Here is a 25698-nt window from a genome sequence, read left to right on the forward strand (position 1 = left end):
TTAGTCACGAGGTATAGCGTTATGTCACATCAATTCAATCAGTATAAATCACCATTACAGCAATCATTTAAACATGCGGTTTCTTATATTGAGTCACTGCCAGATCGAAAAATCGACCAAACACCAACATCGCAGCAGCTTCGCCAAGCAATTGCAGGGCCACTCCCCCTTCATGCTACTGATCCTGCAACCGTTATCGATGACATGGTTAAAAATGTTGACGCTGGACTTATTGCGTCAGGTGGTCCGCGTTTCTTTGGTTATGCGATTGGCGGTTCATTCCCAGCTTCATTAGCGGCTGATTGGATGGTGAGTGCTTGGGACCAAAATGTACCGTATTTTGTTGCAAGCCCTGCAATGGCCGTTGTTGAAGAAACTGCAGCCGAATGGATGGTTGAGCTACTCGGCCTAACAAAAGGCTCGGCTGTCGGCTTTACTTCTGGCGCACAAGAAGCGATTTATACTTCGTTGATCACTGCAAGAAATACGCTGTTGCAACGTGAAGGTTGGGATGTGGCAGCCCGTGGTATGTATGGTGCACCTCGCATCCAAGTGGTTATTAGCGATCAAATCCACTCTACAATTAAGCGCGCCTTATCCATGATTGGCATTGGCTTAGAAGACATCATCAAAGTACCAACAGATGACAACCTAAGGTTGATCCCCGAAGAGCTGGAACGCGTGATGAAATTGTGCGAAGGACCAACCTTGGTATGTGCACAAGCGGGCTGTATTGATTCTGGTGCATTTGACCCCTTTGATCAAATTGCTGATTGCGTAGAAGCACATAACAACGCATGGCTACACGTTGATGGTGCTATCGGTTTATGGGCGGCGGCAAGTGATAAACAAAAACACCTATTGAAAGGCATTGAACGTGTCGACTCTATCGATACCGATGGCCATAAATGGTTCAACATGCCTTACGACTGCGGCATGGTGATTGTCAAAGATCCAAGCACGATCACTACCGCTATGGGCGGGAACAACATGGGTGATTACCTGAATGATGCGATGGAGAAGCCCGATCGTAATGCGATCAACTTCGGCATTTCAGCATCACGCCGTGCACGAGGTGTGCCAGTGTATGCTGCATTTAAATCGCTAGGTAAAGAAGGTATTGTCGCTCATCTTGATAATTGCAGTGCACTAGCAAAACTCATGGCAGAAAAACTGGCGGCGGTTGACGGAATCACCATTCTTAACGATGTCGTTTCAAATCGTTTTTCAGCTCAATTTGGCTACGGTGATGAGAACTACCGTAACGAACTGACAGCACGTGTCGTACACCACTTACAAGAAGAAGGTTATTTATACCCATCAACATCAGGCTACAAAGGCTTAAAAACAATGTTGATTTCAATTCTGAGCTGTCATACCAGTGAAGAAGATGTCGTAACTTCAACCAAGAAAATCATTGCTGCCTACCATCATGAGCAAGCAATGATGGAAACAGAATCGCATCAAGCAGAATGCATGAGTTAAGTTACCTATATCAGCCACAATCAAAAACGAGCTAGCCTTTAAGGCTAGCTCGTTTCATTTCTACCGCTATCGTAATATAGTGAATATGCTTGGTCACACTCAACTAGAAAACTTATATTATCCGTTATTTTAAATGTGGATAAATTGCATAAACAAGGATGTCGATAATGAGTATCAACTTTCTCAAAATCAATGGTCATATTGCTGAAGAAGTGATTAAACTCGCAGTCGGAACAAATCAAGATCACTTGATTGCGACTAACGCAGAATGGCTTACTCAAGCTAATTTTAATAATGACAGCATAGACTTTGCTATCTATCACAGTGGACAACCCGCCGGGTTAATTTCACTCATCGACCCAAGAATTCGAGCGATTCCAGATGATCACTTTCAACCTGATCACCTGTACGTCTGGCGATTAATGATAGATCATGCATTTCAGGGCAAAGGTATCGGCAACAAAGCGGTCAACTTTGCTAAAAACTATGCGCAACTGGTCGGATTATCGGGTGTCTCGTTAACTACAATGGATAATGAACAAGGCAATGCCAAGCCCTTGTATTTAGCGAATGGGTTCACGCCGACAGGACGCAGACTTGAAGATGAAATCGAGTTAATATTTAGCCACGATTAAGCGCTCCCATTAACTCACCGACTAATCACCTACCCCAACCATCAAGTCTAACGAGCTTAATCTTCAAGACTCGGCGCGCGTAAACAACGAATAATACGTGTTACATCAATGTTCAACGGTTGGAATTTTCCTAAACTGATGAAAACTTTTCATCAGTTTAGATTATGAGCCAAGCCAATACTCAACCAGCGACACTACAACAAACCACACTACAACAAACCATTGCCAGCTTTACTTCTATCGAACAAGCACTGGAATACTTCGACATTGGCTTTGATAGTCGCTTTATTGATACCAATCGCCTTGAGTTAACCAAACGCTTTAATGGCTATTTATTACTCACTAAACCTGATGATTGGTTTTCAGGCAGACGCGCACTAAAGAATGCCTACTGCAAAGTACAACGGAGTAAATTAGACCGTCATACCCGTTCAGCTTGCCGTGGCTGCACCTCTTGCCAGCGACGCTAAAATTCATCTCAACTCATATTTACTATCAATATTGGCTATTCACATTTATTTAGTCATTCACTGAAAGCTTGAGTAGCCCTTTAAATACATCGATTAAGTACAGATCAACATCTCTTAATCCGCGATTTTTTGGCCAAATAGCGTCGTACTGAATAAAGAACTCCGTTTGTGCAAACTCAGCATCGAGCTCAACCATCCCGTCAGGCATAGGATCATTACCACACATTAAGGTGGACCAGCCTAAGTTCTGTCTAACCATATCAACAGTGCCATGATACCCCTGAGCAAACCACACATAAGGCGACATTCTTGCTGCCTGCATCATATTGGGCTGACTTTGCCAAGAATTCGATAATATTTGAGTTGTCATTGCTAACTGATCATTCGATACATAGCGTTTCCGAGCAAGCGGATGCCCTTTCCCAACAACAATTTTCAGATTACATTGGCCAATAGCCATAAACTCATAAAAACTACTTTGCCCTTCAAGGGTCGGCGCAAGAGCTAGGTCTATCTGTCCGAGCTTTATACCTTCAAAAATATGTTCAGGGCTTAAACTCACCACACTTAACCGCAGGTGGGGCCATTTTTTTTGAAATTCAGGTAAAGCCGCAAATACGCGATCAACATTGAGATCTTGGTCTAATGCCAATGTCAGCTCAGCAGGTACCCCCATAGATAGCTGCAATGCGTTATTACTAAAACGTTCGGCACTATCAACAACAACCTTCGCACTATCGTAAAGGTTCAACCCTTCTGGTGTGATTTCGGGGTATTTCCCTTTCCGATCAAACAACACCACCCCAAGCTCATCTTCTAACCGCGCGATATTACCGCTCACTGTCGCAAGGTGTTTACCCATCAACCGCGCGGCAGCACTAAATGATCCCGCGTCTGCTGCAGCAATAAAACTCTTTAGTAATTCAAGCCTAATCATAAACCCTCTGGTGTAACCATAGGAAACCTATTAAATGATATTGAAAATATGATTAACAATACACTCGTTCTCAACAATAACTCCGAGATTTTCGAGGTAATTATGAAAAAGACGATTCTAGCTCTGACGTTAACTGCATCATTTTCAGCTTTCGCTACCACACCTGTCGCGGGTGATGACCTGCCGTTTTTCAATGCTGAGCGTCAAGCCGTTCAACATGGTGCAATTGTAAAAGACATGACTGGACAAGGTCAGGTTGCATTAGCGCAATTTATGGCAACACAGCCTTTAGGTGAGTTTTCAGAACCAGTATTAAAGGCCGCCCAACATGCCGTTGAAAACAACCGAAAAATTGCACCTGACTATGTTGCTATGATGGAAGCGTCTGCCAAAATTCGAGGCGTAGATGTTGCTGAACTCTTTGCCTCTGTGTCACAAGTTGATTACAGCGTAAACCAAGCCGTTAAAAGTAGCATGCAGGCGGAGCAGGATGTTGAGGAAATCAAAGGCTGTACTTCTATTGCCTTTAATAACGGTATTGTCGGTCAGACCAATGACCTCAGCCTAGCAACTAGCTTAACGGATCACACCACAGTCGTAAAAACTGATGATTCAATTTTTGTCGTGGCTGATGGTGCACACTTCCAAGGCATGGGTAAACATGTAGGCATCGTGATTAACTTTATGGGGGCACCAGCCGGAGAAGATGGTATTAACAGCGAAAACCTTGTCACTGTTGATGCTATTTTTGCTGCGGCAACCCAAGCAAAAAGTGTCGATGCTTTCCTAAACACAATTAAAGATGTACGTACCATCATTCCTTTCAACTTCACCTTGGCTGATGATCAGGGTAATCACGCCGCAGTAGAAATAACGGTAGAGAATGGTGTTAAGGCTATCCAGTACTCAGATAGAGGTTCTGTTCATGCCAACCACAGTGCTGATTTTAAGCAGGCTTTTCTTACTGAACATACCGCAATAGAGGCTAATACTGCATTTTTCAGTACGTTTGCACGTGAAGCTGCTGCCGCTAACTTCCTCGATTATTCACCAGAACTAACAGTAGAGTCGATGCAATGGTTGTTTAGCCAGCGTCCAATTAACATGACTAAATACAAAGGCAAAGATTTTGTGACAGTAGAAGCCATGATCTTCGACACTGCGGAAGGTTGTGCGTATGTATCAGGCGACAATCCAAACTTCGCGGGGTATTCTAAAGTCTGCTTTGACTAAGCCAACCTGCAATCCGGCCATCGCGCCGGATTGCATTATATCCATCGTCATAACCCCTGCATAAATAATGACTCCCGCAACAAATAATATGAATCAAATAAAATTCACTAATTTATATTTCGCCCTCCAATATCATCCTTAATGCCACAGCAGCCAACATTAGAGTATTAGCTCATTCACAATTTTGTCTTCTGCATTTGCTTTATATTAACCGTTATCATCTACTCTAAATAAAATTAAACGCACAAAAACTGATTGCATTTTTATTCAATAGTTATTATTTAAATTTAGCCTTACCGCAATTTGATTTAAATATTAATTACGGCAATAAAATCTAGGCCATTTAATGGCTGAACATTTTTAGACTTTACTTTGAATAAATAACATCCGATGAATCTGCATTAAATAATAATGAATGGATGACATATGAAAAAACTCCTCGCAATTAATCTCTGTTTACTTTCGTCTGTAGCCTTTGCATCGCCTTCAACCATCACAAACAATGCGCCAGATGGATACTACATTGAAGCACAAGGGTTAACAGGTGAAGCATTAAAAGACATGCTCGGTATTATCGCAGCACGAGGGCAGCATCAGCTCAGCTATAGCCAAGTTTGGTCAGCGTTAAAAGATGCTAACGAAGATCCTAACAACGCTGACAATGTCATTTTGTATTACAGCGGTCGCTCACAATCAAAAGATTTCAATTCATCAAAAACGAATAACCAAGACGCGTGGAACCGCGAACATATTTGGCCTAAATCATTTGGCTTTAAGCGCAAAAACCAATGGGGATATACCGATATCCACCACCTTCAACCAACGGACGCCAAAATAAATTCTATTCGTTCCAATAAAGATTTCGGTTATGGGGGTCAACCTGTTGCTAAAGCACCGTTTAATAAAACCAGTACAACCACTTTTGAACCTCGTGATGCAGTAAAAGGCGATACTGCCCGATCTATTTTTTACATGGCTGTTCGCTACCAAGGTAACGATGCCAACATGCCAGATCTATTCCTTGTTGATAATACGTCAAGTACATCAGGGCAGCCTAAAATGGGTAAACTCTGCACCTTGCTTCAATGGCACAATGCTGATCCTGTCGATAACTGGGAGCAACAGCGTCACGAAAAAGTCGTAAAATGGCAGGGCAACCGTAACCCATTTATAGATAACCCAACATGGGTAAATGCTATCTACGGTGCTAAGTGTCAATAAGGCACTAAAGAACAACGTCCTTACGCGTGAAATCACACGTAAGGACGAGATAACAATACCCGAGATGCGATCTTACTCTTCATCGTATTGATCGAGAATGAAGGCAAACTCATTCAAGAAAGTTTCTATATCTTGATGATCCAATTCACTCAGAGGGTAAGCAGGTTTTCGGCAATAATTGGTAGTAATAATTCCGCGCCTGACCAATATTTCTTTTTCGACGGCGATAATGTATTCACAGTGGCTCATCCACTTACTGATATATCGAAACAACAGCGTATGCAGCGCCTGTGCTTGTTGTTTATCCCCATCCAACCATAGCTGATATATCGCATTGTAGATCTCAGTGAAAGAACACCCCGGCATAACACCTTTACCACCCACTTCAAGCATATCCAGCATATATAAGCCGGCATAACCGTTCATGATCACCGCATCTGGCAGTAACGTAAGCAGCTGCCGAGCATATTCCACAGGCGGGTTACACTCAATTTTAAACACCGCATTAGGATGGTTATCGGTGATGGCTTTCATGTCTTGCGGTGTGATCGGAATCCCCGTCTCTGTTGGCGCGTATTGGATCAATACTGGAATATCAACCGCACTCAACACACTTTGGATATGATAAATAATATGCTCATTACTTGGGTTCAAGAAAAACGGTGGTAATAGCATTAAGCTATCAAAGCCTTGTTGTTGATATTCCTTGGCTTGTTGCACCGCAAGTTCAGTGGCGTGTTCTGTAATTGAGACACAACTAAACACCTGAGATTCAGATGTAATCGCCTGAAACCAGCGAGCAAGCGTCCGTTTCTCATCTTGATTGAGCTTATAAAACTCACTCGCAATCCCAAATAAGGTTAAGCCATGACATCCAGTTTGAATCAAGTGCTTGACCAGCTGTTTAAAACTTTCGATATCAACAGCGCCATTATCAGCAAATGGCATCGCAACGATCGGGTTAACACCAAAAATATCTGTCGGTTTTAATCGAGACTTTTGCGCTGAACAAGGTGCTAGCAATGTGTCCGTTTGTGATGTATTCATTTCAAGATCGCTCCGTGCGCTGCCGATGAAACACGATCCCGATACAAACGCAGAAAGCCTTTTGGCACTTCTTTATGCAACCTTGCCCATACGGCTTTTCGGGTTGCAATCGTCGCCTCATCGACCTCAAGCGTGATTTCTCGTGTTGTTAAATCGATAGTGATGCCATCGCCATCTTGCACTACACCAATCAAGCCCCCCTCATAAGCTTCTGGCGAAATATGCCCCACAAATAGTCCACGATTCGACCCCGAAAAACGACCGTCGGTGATCAAGGCACAACTTTCAGAGAGCCCCATTCCTTCCAGCAACTTCATGGGTTTATACATCTCAGGTAAACCTGCGCCACCAGTGGTGCCTTCATAACGAATGACAATGACAGATTTTTCTTTAATGGTTTCCTGCATAATGGCTTCAATGGCAGCTTGTTCTGAATCAAACACCACCGCTTTGCCAGTAAAGTAGAACATGTCTTTTGGCACTGCTGCGGGTTTGGCTACGGAGCCCCAAGGCGACAAGTTGCCTCTCAATACACCCACACCCGACTCCAACATAAAAGGATCGTCAATCGGGCGGATCAATGCACGATTGTCAGTGCTTGCGACCTCAGCTAGACAGTCTCGTTTGGTTCCTGAAACGGTTAACGCATCGAGTTCTAATAACGGCGCAAGCTCTTTTTCGACCGCCGCTACGCCACCAGCCTCAAAGAAATCGACCATATCGTATTCAGAAGCCGGGTAGATTGACGCGAGCAAAGGCACCTTGCGGCTCATTTGATCAAACACATCCAAATCTAGCTCACCTAAACCCGCTTCATAGTGGATCGCTTGTAAGTGAATAATGGCATTAGTCGAACCGCCCGTGGCTAACAAGGTGCAAATGGCATTATGGATCCCTTGTTTGCTGATAATTTTGCGCGCGGTTAACCCCTCTTCCAACATGCCTACAATGCGTTGTCCGCTCTGATAGCCCACGTGTAAACGTTGTGGGTGAATGGCAGGAATAGTGGCGGTTTGTGGCAAGGTCATACCTAGAGATTCCGACAAACAACACATGGTATTCGCTGTACCATACATGGTGCAGGAGCCAATGGTTGGCTCGGCTAGATCTTCAATTTTACGAAACTCTTGCTCGTCGATCTGTCCTTTATTTTTCCAGCCAATCGCTTCGGTAACGATATTGCCATCCCAATGCTTACCCGCATACTCTGCAGGGTACATAGGACCGCCGTTAACCAAAATAGCGGGAATATCAAGCCGTGCTGCCGCCATTAGCATCGCTGGGACAATTTTGTCGCACGAGCCAAGCAACACCATAGCGTCAAAGTTATGCGCTCTAACCATGACCTCGATCGAAGCGGTGATCACCTCTCGCCCCGCCAAGATATAGCGCATCCCTATATGCCCTTCAGCAATGCCATCACACGGTGCAATCGTGCCAAACGTCATTGCAGTACCACCCGCTTCTTCAATCCCTCGGATCACTTCGGCACCAACAACATCAAGATTCGCATGCCCTGCGGTAGCATTGGTGTAACTATTCACGACCGCAATTATAGGTTGTCTTAAAGCACTATCGCTGTGCCCCATTGATTTATACAAAGCGCGTTTTAACGCACCGTCATCGTCTTTCAGTATTTGATTGTGGTGAGGCACACACGCCCCTCCTCCACATGAACCGCATGATCCGCAATTACTCATAGTTACCACTCCGCAAACGAACCATCTTTGTTAGTCCAGTGGGGGTTGCGCCATTTAGGTTCAGTCAGCGCTTTATCATGTTGATCCCGCATGAAGCCCTCGTCGATTTCAATGCCAAGCCCCGGCCCTTCTAGGTTCAAGCAGTAACCATGGTCAAAATCAAAAACATCTTTGTTCTTGATGTAATCCAATACATCGTTACCTTTGTTGTAATGAATACCAATACTTTGCTCTTGAATGATGGCGTTCTGACAAGTGGTATCAATATGCACTGAAGAGGCCAGTGCAATCGCACCTAAAGGACAGTGTGGCGCTAAAGCCACGTCGTAAGTTTCAGCCATAGAGGCAATTTTCTTAAGCTCAGTTAGCCCACCGCAATGGCACACATCGGGCTGAATAATATCGACGCCACCATGCTCGAGTAGTTTTTTGAACTCCCAGCGTGAATGAAGGCGCTCGCCTGTCGCAATCGGGATAGCCCCGTATTGCGCAATTTCATGGATACAATCGAAATGCTCAGCCAGTACCGGCTCTTCGACAAACATAGGGCGCATCGGCTCTAATTCTTTCATCATGATTTTTGCCATGGCTTTATGAACACGACCATGAAAATCAATCCCGATACCAAAGTCTTTACCCATGGCATCGCGTAAGCCTTGAACACGATCAAGCAGCGCATCAACTTTGCTAAAATCATCAATAAAGTTGAGCTCTTCAGTGCCATTCATCTTAATCGCATTGAAGCCTAACTCTTTTCGCTCCTTTGCCATGCGAACGACATCATCTGGCCTATCACCACCAATCCATGAATAAGTTTGTATTTTGTCACGGCATTTTCCTCCTAGCAGCTGGTAGGCAGGTACATCTAATGCTTTACCTTTGATATCCCACAGGGCTTGATCAATGCCAGATAAGGCACTCATCATTACTGGACCACCGCGGTAAAACGTCGAGCGATATAAATAGTTCCAATGCAATTCAATATCACGCGGGTCTTTACCTATCAGGTATTCCATCAACTCATCGACACAGGTATGCACCGTATGAGTACGCCCTTCTAAGCTCGGCTCACCCCAGCCAACAATGCCTTCATCAGTGATGATTTTCAGAAAGCCCCAGCGTGGAGCAACAATGAATTTTTCGTAGCCAATAATCTTCATAATTCAGCCTTACTTAAATAGATCGGGTAGGAAAGTAATAACGCCAGGCATAAACACCAATGCTATTTGCACAAGCAACATACTGATTAAAAATGGAATAACAGCACGAGTTAGCTGAACCATCGACGAGCCAGTGATCCCTTTAGCGACAAACAAATTCACCCCGACTGGTGGCGTAATCAATGCCAGCTCAGTACCCACAATCAAGATGATGCCGAAGTGGAACGGGCTCACACCAAGCTCCACCAAAATTGGTAAGAACAAAGGGGTATAAATTAAGATTTGAGCCGCCGTTTCGATAAACAGACCGGTAAACATGATTAACGCAACAAAGATCAGCAGAATAAGCGTAGGGCTATCAGTAAATTGTAAAATAGCCTCACCGATCATTTGTGGGATCATGCTAATCGTTAAATAACGCGCAAAAGCAGTCGCAAAACCAAGGATGATAATGACACAACCCGTAGTTAACGCAGCCCGTGAGACCGTGGGGATTAAATCTTTAAAGGTCATTTCTTTATGGATAAAGAAACTTACAATCAAGGTGTAAATAACCGTGATACACGCCGCTTCCGTGGCAGTGAAAATACCGGAGTAAATCCCCCCTAAAATGATGACAGGCGTCAGCAATGCCCATTTAGCTTCAAGAAACGTCTCTTTCACTTTCGAAAGGGAAAAGTCTTCATCCTGACCTTTATAGCCGCGCTTTTTAGCAATTAAATAAACAGCAAGGATCAACCCAAAACCAATCATGCCGCCCGGAATAAAACCCGCCAAGAACATATCACCGATCGAAATTTCAGCTGTGACCGCATAAATGATCATCGGAATCGACGGTGGAATAAGGATCCCAAGCGAACCCGCCGAAGCCGTTAACGCCCCCGCGAAATGGCGGTTATAGCCCTTTTCTATCATCGAAGGCACCATCATGGAGCCAATCGCCGCAACCGTGGCTGGTGATGACCCAGAAATAGCAGCGAAGAACATACACGCCACCACAGTGACAATGCCGAGCCCACCCGCCGTTCGCCCAACTAAACTGGCAGCAAAGTTAACGATGCGCTTAGAAAGCCCACCTTTTTCCATCACAAAACCCGCCATAATAAACATCGGAATGGCAAGGTATGTAAATGAGTCCAGTGAGGTAAAAGCAATTTGAGCAATAAAAGAAATTGGAATATCAGCCAGCATCAAAGCAAAGGCGGTACACATACCAATACTAATGGCAATGGGCATGCCAACAGCAAGTAGTGCAACAAAGACAAACATTGTAATTAGAAACACATCCATTATTTGTTTCCTCGCTCATCTTTAATTTTTTGTAAGGCTTCTTCCGCTTCACTTAGCGCATATTCTTGTTCGAGTTTACCGGTCACTCTTCGATATACTCGTTGAACTAATCTCAAGGCGATTAAATAAAAAGTGAATGGTATAATTGCGTATACCCACCCTGCTTGCCATTCAAGTGCCGGTGTTGTTTGCTCTATCGCTAATGCATCAACCGATAATTCCAAACCATAATAACCAACCCAAACCATGAAGCTGGCAAACGATAAATCGACAATTGAATCTAATATTTTTTTATTTTTACCTTTTACAAACCCATCAATAACTTCAACTCGAACATGTGCTCCGCGAACAACAGCTAAACTTGCTGAAAAATAAACTAGCGCAATAAACACATAACGGGATAACTCTTCAGTCCACGACAAAGAAAAATTAAAAACAAACCTAAATAATATTTGCAAAAAGCAAAGAATAATTAGAGCAATAAAAAGAAACGTACTTATATATTCTTCAATATTGTCTAAGAATGAAGTTTTCTTATCATTCATAACAGCACCATATTTTAATTATAGGGCTGCATTGCACAGCCCCTTTGCGATAATTTACTGTAACTTAGTGACTTCTTCGGTCAGCTTTTTATATAAGTCAGGGTTAATTCTATCGGCATATTTTTGAACAACAGGTGCGACTTTCTCGTGCATTTCGGCTTTTACTTCTGGTGAAAGTGGGGTGTAAACCAAGCCTGCATCTATCATACCTTGCAACGATTTCTCATCTTGGGTTTTAACCGACACTCGCATGTGGTCAATCGCAACACGAGCAGCTTGCTGCATAGTGGCTTGCTCATCGGCTGTCAGGCCATCGTAGAACTTTTTACCGACGACAAAGACAACCCAAGAATACACATGGCCCGTATCAGACACGTATTTTTGAACTTCATATAAGCGCTGCGAGTAAATATTGGTGTACGGGTTTTCCTGACCGTCAACAACACCTTGCTGAAGTGATGAGAATAGCTCAGAGAATGCCATTGGCGTTGGGTTTGCGCCTAGCGAACGGAAAGCATCAAGGTGGGCTTTATTCTGCATAGTGCGCAGTTTCAAGCCATCCATATCTGCAATCGTTTTAATCGGGCGAACATTATTAGTGACATGACGGAAACCGAAGTTACCGTAGCCTAAACCCACATAACCAGCTTTCTCTAGCTTGGAAGACAATTCCTGTCCCCATTCACCATCAACAACTTGATTGGCTACATCATCATTAGGAAAGATAAAAGGCAGGGTTAATATATTGAAATCTTTCACAATATTACCAAGCACAGCCGGTGATGGTAAATTCATCTGAACCGCATTAAATTTAATTTGTTCTAATGCCTCTTGGTCATTACCTAACTGGTTACTCGGGTAAATAGTTACTGAGATATCAGTATTGTCTTCTACGTATTTCTCAAATTTTTGCATTGCTGCAAATTCAAAGTGAGATTCAGGTACCCCAATACCAATACGCATAGTTTTTGCTTGAACATGTAACGACATTGCCATTAGGGGTACAGCAGCTAGAGCAGCAATTTTACTTAGTTTCATAAGATAACCTTTTGCTTTTCGTATATTAAATGGACATCCAACTGTCACGATACGCCTTCGCGCGTACGCTTAGCTCTGAGGGCTTTATGCCCTTCTTATACAAGCCAGACCCCAAGCCAAAGCCGTCTACGCCAACATCAACGTAAGACTTCATTTGCTCGGCATCTGCCTCTATACCGCCAGTAGGGCAGCAAATCATTTCAGGAGGTAATACTGATTTGATTGCCTTCACCCCTAATGGCTGAATAAGTTCTGCCGGGAAGAATTTCAATGCGGTAACACCACAATCTACAGCGGTAAACGCTTCCGTTGCGGTTTGTACACCAGAGAACACCACACAATTATGAGCACGGGCAGCTCGAATCACTTCTGGGTTCATATTCGGTGTCACTATTAATCGTGCTCCCGCTTCAAGCACTGGCATTAATTTATCAATATTGGTCACAGTGCCTGCGCCAATAACGGCTTGCTCGCCATAGGCTTCTACAAGCATTTTTATACTTAATACAGCATCAGGCGAATTTAATGGCACTTCAATAAATCTAAATCCGTTATCAATTAAGACATTAGCAATATCTAGAACTTCACTTGGTTCAACACCGCGTAATATTGCTATTAATGGTAACTCTTTAAACCATGCATTATTTCTTAGCTCTTCAGTATTCATTGCTTTCGTCCTTGCTATAGATTTTTGTCATGCCTTTCAAAAAGCATTCATCACCATCAATAACATCAAACTCGATATTAAGGTGTTCTAATGCCAACGCATAATTTGATGCTAACTTTTGTGAACCGACTAAATATAACTTATTCAACCGATTTGATATTATAAACTCATGCCCAATAAGTAACCCCGATATATAAGCATGTATATTGGTATCTTGGACATCATCAAATAACTTGAAGGTTCTTGCACTAAATAGCACATGGTTCAATGGATATTTATTACCAATTTCAACACCTTTAATAAATACGTCTTTATTAAATACCTGCTCAGGTAATGATTTCCCTAATATGCTGTGATTAACCAAAAGAGAATACAATTCACCTGTCATTACCGTTGAGTAATTTTCTATTTTCCCATCACACCAATAAGCATTTTTACTATGAGTACCAAATAGAATAGCGTTGAAGTCACATTTTATTATTGCGCCTAAGCCAATAAGCTGAATTTCTTCCCCTCGCATGACTTCAGGGTTACCAAACGCATTAATACAACGAACACCAGAGACAATTTTTGCTTTGTTACCAGAAAGAAGATCCACACTGTGTATGTTATTCGCTAAGTCTTGTGCAGATGCCGGCGTATGAACGTAAGGCACTTCGCACCATCCTTGCTGCGATCCGACCATGCCGGCCATTATCACAGGTAAGTGGCCATATATGCCGTTCCACCGACTGATTAACTCATCAAACACGTGGGGGAACTGATCTTGCTCTACAGATAACAGCCCCTTTGCTTGTTGGATTTTATCTAGACACTCCCCCGTATCGGACATTAAAAATGCCCTAAAATTTGTCGTTCCCCAATCTACTGCAATCCAACTCGCTTTCATTTCTCCTCCATGTGTTACTATGATTACAATCTTGTAATACAAGGCGTTTCATGTCGAAAAGGAACACCTTGCAGTGTTCATGCGTATCAGTGCGGCTGTGTAACTAACGTATTAAATCAGTACCTTTAAGGGTTTTAACCGTTTTCGCGATAGCCCCCATGATAATTTCACGCATCTTTTCTCGAGCATCTTCAGGTTTACGCATTCTTACCGCGTCCATCACATAATAGTGGTCATCCAGCGCGGGTTTACTGAGCAATACATCTTTCTCTAAGGTACGGGAAAAAGACACTTCCATAGTCGTTGTTAAGGCATCACCGAGAGAAATCAAAAACGGATTCTTGGTCGCCAGCAAAAGCTGCTTATGGAACTCAATATCACCCGTGTTGATCTGTACCCTATCATTATGTTCCAGCCCAGAGGCCATCATGTTGTAGCTTCGCTCAAGTGCGGCAAGGTTATCCCCTGTTGCGTTTAAAGCTGCCAGTGCCGCTGCGTTGGGTTCCACCATCAAGCGCACTTCAAGTAAATGCGGGATAAAAGTATCGGATGCTTTATATTCCGTCACCCAACGTAGTACATCGTGATCTAACCAATTCCACTGATCGGGCGTATTTGCAATGCTGCCCACTTTTGGCGTTATGGTTATTAGGCCTTTACTTGCTAATGTCTGCAAAGCACTGCGTACTGAAGTTCTAGAAACACCTAATGATAGTGCTAGTTCATTTTCACCTTTTAAATATGCGCCAGCAGGTGTTCGCTCTTTTAAAATGTCACAGACAATCTGATTTATCGCCAAGGTTGATTTCGATTTTGTCATTCTTGTATTCATTCACCTCTATCTTGTAATACATGGTAGAACGAAATTTAACCAGCTTCTGTGATCTATCTTCAGCTTCATAACGACAACAAAAAATTAACCTACAAGGTTATCATTTAATCAGATCCGCGCTGTCTAAACGCTGTGTCATTTCTAATGTTGAAATCGACTCAGGAAAACACGGAATACTTCCAAGCACTTTCTGAGAACGCTGGATCTGTACACTCACCCAATTTACCCCACCTTAAAATTTCAGCTGCCTCACTGTATATCGATAAAATTTACGACCAAATATCCAGGCGACACATTTTGTCGTCTGGATGTTTAATATAGCACTTGTTCACAACACATCAGGGGCTAGTCATGCAAACACAGGCAATGGATATACAGCAAGAACAAGGCAATTTCGCTTTCTTAAAAGAAGGGCTAGGCGAGCTTTATACCCAAGCTTGCTTAGCTGAGCGTTACTTTGCGAACGATCCTCAATCTAGCCTCGTAAAGATGCGATTATTCGTAGAAATTGCCTGCCATGACTTAGGTCGACACTTTTCATTACGCCCTCCTGTTCACGGTGAATTATCCAACAAAATTAAAATGCTCGATGCCTCTGGATGTATTGAGGGCTGGGTTATCGATGCGATGAATTCACTTCGTTTAGAGGGAAACCGCTCTGTTCATCTAACAGAAATTAATGGTAATCATGTTGCTAAGCTGGAGGTGTCCACACTGCGTATGCGCCAACACATGCGCAATCTTCATGATATTGCTCGCTATGTTGCTGAGAAAGTTTTGAATACCTGTTGCAAGCAGATCCCTGATTGGCATCAACCTTTGCAGTGTGACATCAGCGAACATGTCGCTGCAGCCTTAAATGGTCATCGTGATTCCAGCTTTTACCTTGCTAATCGCTTCTACCATGAACTTGAAACCATGCGTTCTATTAAAGGCACTGACCGTTGGTGGACTAAAAATGCATTTGCCGACAAACAAGCAGACCTCGCTTATTGGCTAGAAAAAGCGCACGTGCAAGGACACAGTGAAACTTGGTTATTGTTTGCGAAAAGTTACGCGAAAAAACTATTACAAAACGTCGATCAACGTGATGCAAAAACCTGCTTTAAGCTTGCCATCAAGCAAGATGAAACGGGAGAAGCCGCCTACGAATACGGTCGCTATTTAGCAAATCACGGTGAAACGAAACTAGGGCTGATTTTCATCAAGCAAGCTGCAGAAAAAGGCTGTAGTGAAGCGCTATCTTCGATGTTATCTAAAACGGTTGCTACAGATGAATATGCTAATTGGTTACATCAGGCTCTTAAATTCAATGTATTAGAAGCCTATACCTGCGAAGCCTTTCGTATGCTCGATGTTTATGAAAATCAGCCCTCAGAAATAGCTGCAAAGCGCATCAAATCAGCACTGGTGAATGCCCAAGCACGGCGTTCACCTGGCTATCAATTCGTGAAAGCCTATGCCGAACAGCATGTTTTCAACGTAATCACACCTGAATGCGCAGCAAAAATCATGGTTGATCACTATAAAGATCTCCCTGAGTACCTCTGGTATGAAAGTAAGTTGTTTACACAAATCTGCCAAAACAGTGCGTACTTCAGCTTGGTATCAGAGCTATATCAACGCGCTATTTACCAGGCGGACGATGAACACCAAGCGTCAGAAATTAAATTCCGTATGGCCCAATTAGCATTGGCTGAATTCACAACCAAGAAATCAGTTAAAACCCCTGCCGATATTCCAACGATGTTAAAAGAAGCCGCTGATGCTGGGCACTCAGAAGCAAGGGAGTTTATAAACAGTACGGAAGGAAAAGCCGTGATGAAACGCTGTGGCTTTCGTTCATCAGGTAATCATCAAAAAAGCGCCACCAGCAAAGATAAGCAAAAGCGTAAACGTAAACTGGCTAAAAAAGCGAAACGTAAATAAGGGCTCAACATGACAGCATTAACTATATCAACCACCGAACTTGGCTATGATTTTGATATTGAATTAAGCAGTTGGCACCACAAACTCCGTGGCTATCGCGTGTTCCCAAATAAAAAAACACCTTTAGACGGCGGCTTAGGGATCGGCCTTAATTTTGTGGCGCAATTCGACCTCGATGGCGAATGGCTTTCACAAATACCTGAGCGTTATTTAGCAATAACGGAGCCCTTTCCTGAATACCAGTATCAATTACTATGGTTAGCCGCCAATTCAGTGGCTGCAGCACAAATATTAGCAAGTCGCCCGATCATTCTAGTCTTAGTGTGTCATCGCTTTCGGGTGGATAATGAAAGCGCACTAAAACTCTGTCAATTAGGGCAACGCTGTATTCTACAAGCATTAGGGTTTGATGGGCGAAAAGCCGCGCTTAAGTTTTTAGACCGCCTGAATTTACGCTTTAATCAAGGGAGCGAACTAGAGCACATCATCCGTTTACTTAACGTCAAAGAACAGCGCTACCTTAAATTTAAGCACTACTCATCAATTGAGTACAACAATCTGGTGCTCGACCAAATCCACCCTTTCCTTACTGGAAGTCGCTTGGGGCTCTCTGTCGCCAAAGAGCAGCGGGGCTATCGCACTTGTGGCTTAGCAACCTTTCAGGATGTATTAATGCTCGGGCGCGATCTTGGTATTCATGATCCTATTGCTCATATTGTTCGACAGCCATCATTAGCCGCATTAGAGCAATTACATGATCGCTGGACAGAGCAACGTAACCAGCGAATTTATGGCGAGAGAGTAAAACCCATAGATCATGATGTCCCCTATTCTCTTCCACTCAAAGGATCTAGAAGCATCATCCCAATCAAAGACTACCAAGCCTTAGTCGAAGAGGGAAGAAAGCAGCGCCACTGTATTTCGGTCTATCACAGCCGTATTACCTCAGAACGGTACTGTGCATTTAGCATGCAACATCCTGAACGCCTAACCATTGGCATACGCCGCCTGCCTCGTGGACGCTTCCCCTTTGAAATTGACCAAATCTCAGGTGTTAAAAATGCCCTTCCATCGGAAGAAAGTCGCCAGCTTGTTCACGCTTGGTTTAGCCAATGCCGTCAAACTTGGTATGCAGAAAAAGCCGGCTAGAATTGTAAATATCCAGCTTCAGCTATTTCTTGTTTTTGCCAAAAATCAAACAATTGGTTATGCATATTCGGGCTAGATAAAATTGTGACGTGATCGTCGTCAAAGCCAATGACCCTCTCAGCTTGTAACTGAGCAGACGGTCTCAGTTGGCTCGAAAGACTAATAACGCCATCGCTACTTTCAGCATTAAGCGCACCTTTTAAACGATAACCAAAGATCAGAAAATGCGGTGGTGATATTTCGCTAGCGCTCACATCAAACAAGGTCGAAATTACGGTGCTATTAGGGGATAAGCCTCTCCATGCAGGCATAACTACAGGCGCATATTTAACGCCCATTTCTGCAGATTTCACCCCAGAAAACGGCGATGAAATAGAAGTAAATGAACGGATGAAATCACACTCTTTAACGGCTGAGCACTGGTTGAGATAGCCTTTTGCTATTAATCCGCCCATGCTGTGGGCAACCAAGTGAAGGGAATCAATTGAGTGCCTTTGGGTGATCTCTTTCATTATTTCTGATAACGCTTTGGTCAAAAAAGGCAAGGATAATGAAGACGGGTAATTATAAAGCCAAACTTGATAACGCTTAGTATCAATCTGATCGATAATCGGCGTGAAATCCCCACCAGTCCCATTCATGCCATGGACAAACAGTACCGGAATCTTATCTGGGTCATAGGCTTGCAAAAAAAATAGCCCTGCATATTTACTGTCGATAAATTCTGCGGGCTTCCACATCCCAATATTTGCAGTATTGCGGCTAAACGTCTCTGATCTAAGTGATGTGATCTGCCCTATCGCGGCCTTTTTAACTTCAATGTTTAACTTGAAAATGAAGTTTACCCCAATAAATGGCGCTTCGAACTGATCATCGTTTTGCGCTAAAACTATCTCAATACTTGGAGCAGGGGGAGTTACGCTTAATGAGTTCGAGTTTGCCCTCGCTTTATCATGCCAGTTTCGAAGATCAATAAGCTGGCTCGGCTCATTACTCTGCATGATGAAATCACTGTCTAAGTCTTCAAAAACCAGTAAGTAATGAGTTTGGTCAAAAGCACTAAGTTGAAGCGTATTACTTCGTGAAGTGCTATCAACAGACAGGACATCAAGAGGATCGAGCGATCGCAGTTGAACAATAACTACAGGCGATTGGTATGACATGTTCGAAATAGAAATTGAATACTCAGGAAAGCTTTTATCAATGGTTTTTACATTCTGATGCAAGCTATGAAACGACGAACAACCAAGCAAGGCTAGCATTACAAAACTGAATAGCCCGCATAATCGCAATCGCATCACCTTTCCTTATTTGGATTAATACATTATCTGCATCACAGACTATTTAACGGCCTAACCCCTATCAACTGCCGAGCAAATGATAGGGGGTTCTTAATCGATAATGGTAGCCTCTGTTATTTACACTTACCAAATGTCACTGTATTCAATCCTTCAGAGGCTTGCTTTACTGTGTCTGCACACATGGTTTCTGTAAAAGCGAGTGTATCGTTAAAGTTGTAACCAATTTGCTCACGAGTATCGTAATTGGTGAACAAGAAATCACCGTTGTCATGGTTATAAACAAATTGGGTCCACGTCGCGTAAGTTTCGCCGTTCACTGGGTCAATCAGATCCTGTGGTACAAGGTTACCCGCATTGAAGGTACTCAATAATTTACCGCGAATTTGCGCCCAACTTTTGTCTTCCTCGAGTGCTATGTGGCTCGTGTTAAACAAACCACGTAAGTTACGATCAAGCGATGAAATCGATGATGGAATATCTTTCGCTGCTAAGTCGGTTAAATCCACCTTTTCAACATACGCTCGGTGCTCTTGTTGCAACGGAGCATTGGCCATGACACGAAGATCTGATTTTACATCACCACGATGCATCACCATCTTACCACCTTTGTTCAATTGGAAGAGCGCAATGTTACCCGCTTTATCTTGAACTGAAATATGCAAACCGTGTTGCGTACCATGCAAACCATCAGCCCATGCAATCTGGAACGCATTAGCATTAAAGGCAGCAGCCACTTCATCAACGGTTGCGTAATTTTCAACTAGATAATCAATCACATTAAGAAAGCTAACAGCTGGAGCACCAGAGTCTTGATAGTCTTTAATAAATTGCTGTGAATCGTACATATAAAGCAATGATGCCGCTAAGCCTTTAGCATTAATCGCATCAGATGTAACACCATGGAAAACATCATATTCACGCTGGGCAACGCTGTGATATTTCGTTTCCCACGCCATGGTCTTCGCATAACTCGGGGTTTCCGCACTCACGCGCTCAATACCAACAGGGTTTACTTGAGTAACATTGCCAAGTTGATCACCCCAATCGAGTGAACGCACTGTCGAGACACCGTGCGGTGTATCAAGCGTGATACGTGAACAGGCATGCGCCGTTGACGTTACAGCTGCAAAGGCCGTCGCAGCAATAAAAATAGTGGCGAATTTATTCAGTTTGAAGTTTTTCATAACTTAACCCTCGACAGTAATAACCTTATTCATTAAGGGCGTTCATGCCCTTTCGATGTAGCTATTATCGCTAAGTTATTCTAATCTAAAAGCCGCTAAGCATAGGGGATCCCCCTTCAATACTATCAAGTATGAGGATTAATATGGCTGTCTCGTTAGACCAACTCCAAGCTTTTGTTGCCACTGTTGAACAAAAAAGCATGGCACAAGCAGCGCGCCATATCGGTAAGCACGTTTCGACGCTTCGAGAGCAAATTAATAATCTAGAAATTGATACTGGGTTGACCCTATTTATTCGTCATCCAAAATCACTTGAAGTCACACATGAAGGTAAGCAACTCTATAACTTTGCTCTCTCGATGTTAAAAGAGTCGGCTCATTTTGATGCTAAGGTCGATAGCTTATTACAAGGGATCCCCGATAAACTCACTATCGCGATAGATGCGAGCTTAATAGAACCCGCGCTTGATTTACTCATTGCCGAGATTCTAAAACAATATCCCTACCTCACGCTAAAAGTGCTGAATGGTGATACCTTACAAGTTCGCGGGTGGGTGCTATCAGGCCAAGCTGATATTGGCCTCATGTTCAGTACCATCAATATGCCGACAGAAATGATCGTCAGCAAAGGGTATAACTTTGAAGTGATTCGCGTCGTTCCTCCACAATGGGCATTGCCACCGCATGCTTCTCATCGTGATTTTCTCGACCAATTACAACTTACCTTTACCTTTTTACACGATATAGGCATGCGTAATGCTGATGTGCTCAGTCACCGCTATATGTTTTGCAACAATGCCACCCAACTGCTCAACTTAATCAAAGCAGGTGTAGGTTGGGGGCATTTGCCTAAATTTGTTTGTGAAGAAGCCTTATTAACCGGTGATGTTATTCAGAACCAAGAAAAAGACGATATATACCCGAACTGGCATGCAGATCTCACTTGGCTAAAAGAAAAAGCGATGAATCCTGCCATGCAGATGTTTATCGACGGTGTACGTGCGTTTCCAGTCCATTAGGAAGCGAGCCAGCCATGTTCGATTCTATTCGTTTTGAGTTGCATTCTCCCATGCCAAAATGGCCGCTTTTCTATCCGGTCGCCAACGGTAGTTCCCAAGTTCACCATTACTTTTGATCACCCGGTGGCACGGGATCAAATAGCCAATCGTGTTATTGGCCAATGCCGTTCCAACCGCCCTTGACGCCTTAGGCGAACCCATGAGTTGCGCAACTTGAGAGTAGGACAATTGTTGCCCAGAATGAGTATTGATCATCGCCTCCCATACTTTCACTTGGAAGTTCGTGCCTTTCAGCACTAGATGAATTTTACCTCTTGCCAACTTTTTATCCGGTTCAACAGAAAATATGGTATCGCTATATTCCTGTGCTTGTTCACTATTAACCTCGAATGTCCCGTTTGGCCATTGCTGGTATAACTCATCAATAACGGTTTTTGCATGATGATCGGTAAATTGAAGAAAGCAAATCCCACGATCTGTCCACGCAATCACAGCCTCATCAAAGGGTGTTACGGCGACGCCATACTGAATACTGACCCCTTCCCCGCCTTTTTTGATTTCACCGGGCGTCATGGCTTCACACGTCACCATCAAATCGTGTAATCGACTGGTACCCGATAAGCCTACTGATTGGCTTGCTTCCATTAAGTTTCGGGTTTGTTTTAATGCATCTAATGCCGCTTGTTTGGTCACAACCTGCAAAAAACGCTTAGGCGAGATCCCTGCCCATTCCGAAAATACCCGTTGTAAATGATGCTCGCTCATATAAACAGATTGTGCAATTTCAGCCAGGGTTGGCTGACGTTCAAAATTGCGATGAATAAAGTTTATCGCTTGCTCAACGACATGGTAATGACGATGGATCTCTGAATTACTCACCTTATACCACCTTTTGCTGGAAAAATTGACGTGGTGAAAATCCCGTCACTAACATAGTGCCAGTTATGACAAAAATCGAACCGATAACAGTATTAAAACCAATCGCTTCATCTAAGAAAAGATGGCCCCATAAGATACCAAAAACAGGGATAAGAAATGTTACCGACAACGCAGACGATGGCCCTAAATCACTGACTAAACGGAAATACAATAAATACGCTAACCCCGTACAAACCACGCCCAATAGAATAACTGCCGTCGCGATCTCTGACGTTGGCGCTTCTCGGGCTGGCAGGAAGAAAACAAGCGGTAATACCAGTACCACCGAAGCCCACATACTGCCATGCGCATTATTAAAGGCTTCGACACTTGGCGCATGTTTCGCATAATTAGTGGCAATACCATAACTGACCGCTGCACCGATGGCTGCCATCATAGGAAAAATGGCATCTTCACCTATGCTCATGGCTTCCCAGCCCACCAAGACACTGACACCAACGACACCAAGCCCTAGCCCCAATAACACAGGTTTAGTAAGTGCTGTACGCGTCCAAATCGCGCCTATGATGGCGCCCCAAATCGGTGCTGTGGAATTAAATATCGACAAAGTCGACGCATCTAAAGACTGTGCAGCATAAGCAAACAACAAAAAAGGCAACGTCGTATTAAACAGCCCCAAGGTAAAATAATGTTTAGCGTTCCCCGCCATGTTGAGCTGTTTTTTTAAATACAAAGCAATAACCAATAATGTCACCGCGGCTAATCCGACTCGCGCCTCAATCAGCACGGCAGGGCCTAAAGGGTTTGCGGCAATGCGCATAAAGAGAAAAGACCCACCCCATATTGCCGCTAGCGTGATTAATCGAAAAAAGCTGTTCATGTTTATTTCCCTTGGTAGCGTTATAGCTAACTGTGAATGAAGCCCTTTCATTCCTCAACCCGATTCTTGCGCAATTGCCTGTGATAAGTTCACCTTGCACAACACCAAATGCGAATAATTATTTTTCACTTTTAGTGTTGCATCAGTAGTACCTAGCATGATGAATCAAGTAGTATCTAATCATCATTGTTAATATCGTCAGTAAAATGGATAAGATAGCCACACAAGATTCACCACAAGAAGATACGCTAACTCGACTCAAGCGAGCATTTATTGCTGGAATTTGGGCAACGCTCGCCAGCATATCAATAGGTTTTTTCTTTAAAATTTGGCTTGCTCAATGGGTCGCTAAAGAAGATCTCGCACTATTCCATAGTGTGGTAGATATTATTTCCTTGTCACTGATCCTAATGACAGGCTTTCGATCATCTATGGTGGTCAGTTATAGCCAAACCCAAAATGATCGCGACATTATTAATATCTTCCGCTTTAGTTTAATCACTATGGTTCTCATCACTTGGGGGCTAGTGATCCCTTATATTAAACATGAGCTTAATATCAACGTTAGCTATTTTCAGTTGGTTGGGATCATCTTTAGTATGGGGCTAAAGGTCTACTTCACCAACCTTGTAGCCATGTATCGGCTTTACAGCATTTCCAACAAAGTCACCTGGTTAGACCCATTAGCAAATGCCGTACTGTTCTTATTCTGTTTCTACGGTGTCGGGTTAAATCCGCTTTCTTCGCTCTTTTATAGCATGACTCTATCTTCACTCGCCGTTGCTGGATTTATGTATATTCGCCGAAGAAAAGAGATAGCAACCAAACCGCTTTCTACCGTTCAGCTAGATCCAACACTGATCAATTATGTCAAAAAAAGCTTTACGGCCTCGCTCGAAGCAGGCGCCAGTATCTTAATGATATATATCACGGTACTACTGACCATCAGCCATTTTAGTATTGATGAACTCGGTGATTTTCAGGTGGTGGTTCGCCCTATTTTCACCTACATGACCATGTTGTTTGTCTTCCCTATCTACCGTTTTGTGCTGCCAGAACTGGCCGTTTGTGTCCGTAACAAGCAGCATGAACAAATTACATTAATTCGTAAATGGGTATTCAAACTGGCCTTTATTGTCTCAGCCATATTTTTTGGCATCATGCTGATGTGGGCAAAACCAATTGTCCTTTGGGTGTTCCCCGCAGAATATATTGGCGCAGTACCTGTCTTATTTCATTTTTCAATTTTCTTTATTTTCATGATGCTTAACGCATACCAACTCGCCTACATTAAAGCACATGGTCACTTTACACAGAGTCTACTTATTCGCCTAAGTGGTATTGTTAGTTTGGTTATTGGTTATTATGGTTTATCACTCTTTACCAATAATATCGTCGCTATTATTGCAGCGCTAGGATTGGGTTATATGATGATGTTTATCTTATCAACCATCGCTGAACGCAAAATATTGCGACAACAAGCACAGCTGTAGAGGAAAAACGCATTGAAGTTAACTAACAAGCTCGTACATTACCCACACATTGATGTTGCTCGTGCTTTTGAAAAAGAAGATGCGTTATTACAGCAAATTCAGGCGGGTGATATCGCGCAAGCCCTATTACTTTGGCAAGCAAAATCACCCACGCTTGTTTTGCCCGCAGGTAATAAATGGCCCGTTACCGAGCAATCTAAACAACTGTTAGCTGCACAAGGCTGGCAACTCACATCACGAAAAACAGGTGGAGCACCTGTTCCCCAATTACCGGGGATCATTAATCTGTCGCACATTTATCATTGGCCCAGCAAGGAACCTTACAATATTCAGAAAGCTTACTTGCAGTTGTGTCATGTTCTAACCCTGTTTTTTAAAGGGCTTGGTGTAGACGTAGATATTCACGCAACACCAGGGTCGTACTGTGATGGTGACTACAACCTTAATATCAATAAACAAAAAGTAGTGGGAACCGCCCAGCGTGTTTTACTCAAAAAAGGCGGTGGGCAAATCGTACTTTCTCAAGCCTGTATTTTGCTTGATGTCGACTTAGAAGACATCGTTGTCCCCGTGAACTTTTATAACCAAGTTTGTGGGAATTCAACTGTGGTTGACGCAAAAGTTCATACTCCTTTGTACTCACATCTACTCACGCCACCGAATGTTGATTCACTCTTTCAGCAGCTAAGCCAAGCTTTCATCAAGTATGCATAAT

The 25698-nt window shown here is 43.2% G+C and carries 24 protein-coding genes; 10 read left to right on the forward strand and 14 right to left on the reverse strand.

What is annotated here, in order from left to right:
- Nucleotides 1-21 precede the first annotated feature (21 nt).
- The 3 genes from OCU87_RS23550 (at nucleotide 22) to OCU87_RS23560 (ending at nucleotide 2590) form a co-directional block, all read left to right on the forward strand.
- A complete protein-coding gene (locus OCU87_RS23550) occupies nucleotides 22-1485 on the forward strand; it encodes a pyridoxal phosphate-dependent decarboxylase family protein (RefSeq protein ID WP_062692374.1) in 1464 nt (487 codons plus the stop codon).
- A gap of 167 nt (nucleotides 1486-1652) precedes the next feature.
- Nucleotides 1653-2120 carry a GNAT family N-acetyltransferase gene (locus OCU87_RS23555; protein ID WP_062692372.1) on the forward strand — a complete coding sequence of 156 codons (468 nt, stop codon included), beginning with the start codon at nucleotides 1653-1655 and terminating at the stop codon, nucleotides 2118-2120.
- 164 nt (nucleotides 2121-2284) lie between these two features.
- A complete protein-coding gene (locus OCU87_RS23560; RefSeq protein WP_261858694.1) occupies nucleotides 2285-2590 on the forward strand; it encodes a nitrogenase-stabilizing/protective protein NifW in 306 nt (101 codons plus the stop codon).
- Nucleotides 2591-2639: 49 nt separating this feature from the next.
- On the opposite strand, the gene OCU87_RS23565 is transcribed toward OCU87_RS23560, so the two are convergent.
- A complete protein-coding gene (locus OCU87_RS23565; RefSeq protein WP_261858695.1) occupies nucleotides 2640-3527 on the reverse strand; it encodes a LysR family transcriptional regulator in 888 nt (295 codons plus the stop codon).
- A gap of 102 nt (nucleotides 3528-3629) precedes the next feature.
- Between OCU87_RS23565 and OCU87_RS23570 the strand changes: the two genes are divergently transcribed.
- Both OCU87_RS23570 and OCU87_RS23575 read left to right on the forward strand, forming a co-directional pair.
- Nucleotides 3630-4760, forward strand: a complete 1131-nt coding sequence (locus OCU87_RS23570; protein ID WP_261858696.1) for a C45 family peptidase — start codon at nucleotides 3630-3632, stop codon at nucleotides 4758-4760.
- Nucleotides 4761-5186: 426 nt separating this feature from the next.
- Nucleotides 5187-5981, forward strand: coding sequence for an endonuclease I family protein (locus tag OCU87_RS23575; RefSeq protein ID WP_094958671.1), 795 nt, complete (start codon nucleotides 5187-5189; stop codon nucleotides 5979-5981).
- A gap of 72 nt (nucleotides 5982-6053) precedes the next feature.
- On the opposite strand, the gene OCU87_RS23580 is transcribed toward OCU87_RS23575, so the two are convergent.
- The 9 genes from OCU87_RS23580 to OCU87_RS23620 form a co-directional block, all read right to left on the reverse strand.
- Nucleotides 6054-7028 (reverse strand): dihydrodipicolinate synthase family protein, encoded by a 975-nt coding sequence (locus OCU87_RS23580; RefSeq protein WP_315972491.1) that lies wholly within the window; start codon nucleotides 7026-7028, stop codon nucleotides 6054-6056.
- A complete protein-coding gene (gene ilvD / locus OCU87_RS23585; RefSeq protein ID WP_315972492.1) occupies nucleotides 7025-8728 on the reverse strand; it encodes a dihydroxy-acid dehydratase in 1704 nt (567 codons plus the stop codon). The genes OCU87_RS23580 and ilvD overlap by 4 nt, the downstream gene beginning before the upstream one ends.
- A 2-nt stretch (nucleotides 8729-8730) precedes the next feature.
- Entirely contained in the window at nucleotides 8731-9888 is a 1158-nt protein-coding gene (dgoD, locus tag OCU87_RS23590; RefSeq protein ID WP_261858698.1) for a galactonate dehydratase, read from the reverse strand.
- A gap of 9 nt (nucleotides 9889-9897) precedes the next feature.
- Nucleotides 9898-11178 (reverse strand): TRAP transporter large permease, encoded by a 1281-nt coding sequence (locus OCU87_RS23595; protein ID WP_094958667.1) that lies wholly within the window; start codon nucleotides 11176-11178, stop codon nucleotides 9898-9900.
- Nucleotides 11178-11723, reverse strand: coding sequence for a TRAP transporter small permease (locus tag OCU87_RS23600; protein WP_261858699.1), 546 nt, complete (start codon nucleotides 11721-11723; stop codon nucleotides 11178-11180). Before OCU87_RS23600 ends, OCU87_RS23595 begins: the two co-directional genes overlap by 1 nt.
- Nucleotides 11724-11777: 54 nt before the next feature.
- Nucleotides 11778-12761, reverse strand: a complete 984-nt coding sequence (locus OCU87_RS23605; RefSeq protein WP_094955961.1) for a TRAP transporter substrate-binding protein — start codon at nucleotides 12759-12761, stop codon at nucleotides 11778-11780.
- 25 nt (nucleotides 12762-12786) lie between these two features.
- A complete protein-coding gene (locus OCU87_RS23610; RefSeq protein ID WP_062692361.1) occupies nucleotides 12787-13428 on the reverse strand; it encodes a 2-dehydro-3-deoxy-6-phosphogalactonate aldolase in 642 nt (213 codons plus the stop codon).
- Entirely contained in the window at nucleotides 13418-14317 is a 900-nt protein-coding gene (locus OCU87_RS23615) for a 2-dehydro-3-deoxygalactonokinase (RefSeq protein WP_261858700.1), read from the reverse strand. Before OCU87_RS23615 ends, OCU87_RS23610 begins: the two co-directional genes overlap by 11 nt.
- Before the next feature lie 103 nt (nucleotides 14318-14420).
- Nucleotides 14421-15137: a FadR/GntR family transcriptional regulator gene (locus OCU87_RS23620; protein ID WP_083541031.1), complete on the reverse strand. Its 717-nt coding sequence runs from the start codon at nucleotides 15135-15137 to the stop codon at nucleotides 14421-14423.
- Nucleotides 15138-15500: 363 nt separating this feature from the next.
- Between OCU87_RS23620 and OCU87_RS23625 the strand changes: the two genes are divergently transcribed.
- Together OCU87_RS23625 and OCU87_RS23630 are read left to right on the forward strand one after the other, a co-directional pair.
- Nucleotides 15501-17078, forward strand: a complete 1578-nt coding sequence (locus OCU87_RS23625; protein ID WP_261858701.1) for a DUF4145 domain-containing protein — start codon at nucleotides 15501-15503, stop codon at nucleotides 17076-17078.
- Nucleotides 17079-17087: 9 nt separating this feature from the next.
- The gene (locus tag OCU87_RS23630; protein ID WP_062692355.1) at nucleotides 17088-18227 is read left to right on the forward strand and encodes a PcfJ domain-containing protein; all 1140 of its coding nucleotides are present in this window, start codon (nucleotides 17088-17090) and stop codon (nucleotides 18225-18227) included.
- On the opposite strand, the gene OCU87_RS23635 is transcribed toward OCU87_RS23630, so the two are convergent.
- Together OCU87_RS23635 and OCU87_RS23640 are read right to left on the reverse strand one after the other, a co-directional pair.
- On the reverse strand, nucleotides 18224-19525 hold the full coding sequence (locus tag OCU87_RS23635) for a lipase family alpha/beta hydrolase (protein WP_261858702.1): 1302 nt from the start codon (nucleotides 19523-19525) through the stop codon (nucleotides 18224-18226). The genes OCU87_RS23630 and OCU87_RS23635 overlap by 4 nt on opposite strands.
- Before the next feature lie 116 nt (nucleotides 19526-19641).
- Nucleotides 19642-20712 carry a linear amide C-N hydrolase gene (locus OCU87_RS23640; RefSeq protein ID WP_261858703.1) on the reverse strand — a complete coding sequence of 357 codons (1071 nt, stop codon included), beginning with the start codon at nucleotides 20710-20712 and terminating at the stop codon, nucleotides 19642-19644.
- Nucleotides 20713-20855: 143 nt separating this feature from the next.
- Between OCU87_RS23640 and OCU87_RS23645 the strand changes: the two genes are divergently transcribed.
- Nucleotides 20856-21731, forward strand: coding sequence for a LysR family transcriptional regulator (locus OCU87_RS23645; RefSeq protein WP_261858704.1), 876 nt, complete (start codon nucleotides 20856-20858; stop codon nucleotides 21729-21731).
- Nucleotides 21732-21755: 24 nt separating this feature from the next.
- On the opposite strand, the gene OCU87_RS23650 is transcribed toward OCU87_RS23645, so the two are convergent.
- A complete protein-coding gene (locus OCU87_RS23650; RefSeq protein ID WP_261858705.1) occupies nucleotides 21756-22610 on the reverse strand; it encodes a bifunctional helix-turn-helix domain-containing protein/methylated-DNA--[protein]-cysteine S-methyltransferase in 855 nt (284 codons plus the stop codon).
- Between the two features lies 1 nt (nucleotide 22611).
- Nucleotides 22612-23490 carry a DMT family transporter gene (locus OCU87_RS23655; RefSeq protein WP_261858706.1) on the reverse strand — a complete coding sequence of 293 codons (879 nt, stop codon included), beginning with the start codon at nucleotides 23488-23490 and terminating at the stop codon, nucleotides 22612-22614.
- Between the two features lie 206 nt (nucleotides 23491-23696).
- On the opposite strand from OCU87_RS23655, the gene OCU87_RS23660 reads away from it, so the two are divergent.
- Together OCU87_RS23660 and OCU87_RS23665 are read left to right on the forward strand one after the other, a co-directional pair.
- The gene (locus OCU87_RS23660; RefSeq protein ID WP_261858707.1) at nucleotides 23697-24983 is read left to right on the forward strand and encodes a polysaccharide biosynthesis protein; all 1287 of its coding nucleotides are present in this window, start codon (nucleotides 23697-23699) and stop codon (nucleotides 24981-24983) included.
- 12 nt (nucleotides 24984-24995) lie between these two features.
- On the forward strand, nucleotides 24996-25697 hold the full coding sequence (locus OCU87_RS23665; protein ID WP_261858708.1) for a lipoate--protein ligase family protein: 702 nt from the start codon (nucleotides 24996-24998) through the stop codon (nucleotides 25695-25697).
- The last annotated feature ends 1 nt before the right edge of the window (nucleotide 25698 follow it).

The organism is Photobacterium sanguinicancri (assembly GCF_024346675.1).
GTDB classification, from domain to species: domain Bacteria; phylum Pseudomonadota; class Gammaproteobacteria; order Enterobacterales; family Vibrionaceae; genus Photobacterium; species Photobacterium sanguinicancri.

Excerpts from the sequence above, each read along its gene's own strand:
- OCU87_RS23635 (WP_261858702.1), bottom strand. The coding sequence starts at position 19,525 with ATGCGATTGCGATTATGCGGGCTATTCAGTTTTGTAATGCTAGCCTTG.
- OCU87_RS23555 (WP_062692372.1), top strand. The coding sequence starts at position 1,653 with ATGAGTATCAACTTTCTCAAAATCAATGGTCATATTGCTGAAGAAGTG.
- OCU87_RS23660 (WP_261858707.1), top strand. The coding sequence starts at position 23,697 with ATGGATAAGATAGCCACACAAGATTCACCACAAGAAGATACGCTAACT.
- OCU87_RS23655 (WP_261858706.1), bottom strand. The coding sequence starts at position 23,490 with ATGAACAGCTTTTTTCGATTAATCACGCTAGCGGCAATATGGGGTGGG.
- OCU87_RS23640 (WP_261858703.1), bottom strand. The coding sequence starts at position 20,712 with ATGAAAAACTTCAAACTGAATAAATTCGCCACTATTTTTATTGCTGCG.
- OCU87_RS23570 (WP_261858696.1), top strand. The coding sequence starts at position 3,630 with ATGAAAAAGACGATTCTAGCTCTGACGTTAACTGCATCATTTTCAGCT.
- OCU87_RS23575 (WP_094958671.1), top strand. The coding sequence starts at position 5,187 with ATGAAAAAACTCCTCGCAATTAATCTCTGTTTACTTTCGTCTGTAGCC.
- OCU87_RS23610 (WP_062692361.1), bottom strand. The coding sequence starts at position 13,428 with ATGAATACTGAAGAGCTAAGAAATAATGCATGGTTTAAAGAGTTACCA.
- OCU87_RS23605 (WP_094955961.1), bottom strand. The coding sequence starts at position 12,761 with ATGAAACTAAGTAAAATTGCTGCTCTAGCTGCTGTACCCCTAATGGCA.
- OCU87_RS23595 (WP_094958667.1), bottom strand. The coding sequence starts at position 11,178 with ATGGATGTGTTTCTAATTACAATGTTTGTCTTTGTTGCACTACTTGCT.
- OCU87_RS23580 (WP_315972491.1), bottom strand. The coding sequence starts at position 7,028 with ATGAATACATCACAAACGGACACATTGCTAGCACCTTGTTCAGCGCAA.
- OCU87_RS23550 (WP_062692374.1), top strand. The coding sequence starts at position 22 with ATGTCACATCAATTCAATCAGTATAAATCACCATTACAGCAATCATTT.
- OCU87_RS23625 (WP_261858701.1), top strand. The coding sequence starts at position 15,501 with ATGCAAACACAGGCAATGGATATACAGCAAGAACAAGGCAATTTCGCT.
- OCU87_RS23615 (WP_261858700.1), bottom strand. The coding sequence starts at position 14,317 with ATGAAAGCGAGTTGGATTGCAGTAGATTGGGGAACGACAAATTTTAGG.
- ilvD (WP_315972492.1), bottom strand. The coding sequence starts at position 8,728 with ATGAGTAATTGCGGATCATGCGGTTCATGTGGAGGAGGGGCGTGTGTG.
- dgoD (WP_261858698.1), bottom strand. The coding sequence starts at position 9,888 with ATGAAGATTATTGGCTACGAAAAATTCATTGTTGCTCCACGCTGGGGC.
- OCU87_RS23560 (WP_261858694.1), top strand. The coding sequence starts at position 2,285 with ATGAGCCAAGCCAATACTCAACCAGCGACACTACAACAAACCACACTA.
- OCU87_RS23600 (WP_261858699.1), bottom strand. The coding sequence starts at position 11,723 with ATGAATGATAAGAAAACTTCATTCTTAGACAATATTGAAGAATATATA.
- OCU87_RS23645 (WP_261858704.1), top strand. The coding sequence starts at position 20,856 with ATGGCTGTCTCGTTAGACCAACTCCAAGCTTTTGTTGCCACTGTTGAA.
- OCU87_RS23565 (WP_261858695.1), bottom strand. The coding sequence starts at position 3,527 with ATGATTAGGCTTGAATTACTAAAGAGTTTTATTGCTGCAGCAGACGCG.
- OCU87_RS23630 (WP_062692355.1), top strand. The coding sequence starts at position 17,088 with ATGACAGCATTAACTATATCAACCACCGAACTTGGCTATGATTTTGAT.
- OCU87_RS23620 (WP_083541031.1), bottom strand. The coding sequence starts at position 15,137 with ATGACAAAATCGAAATCAACCTTGGCGATAAATCAGATTGTCTGTGAC.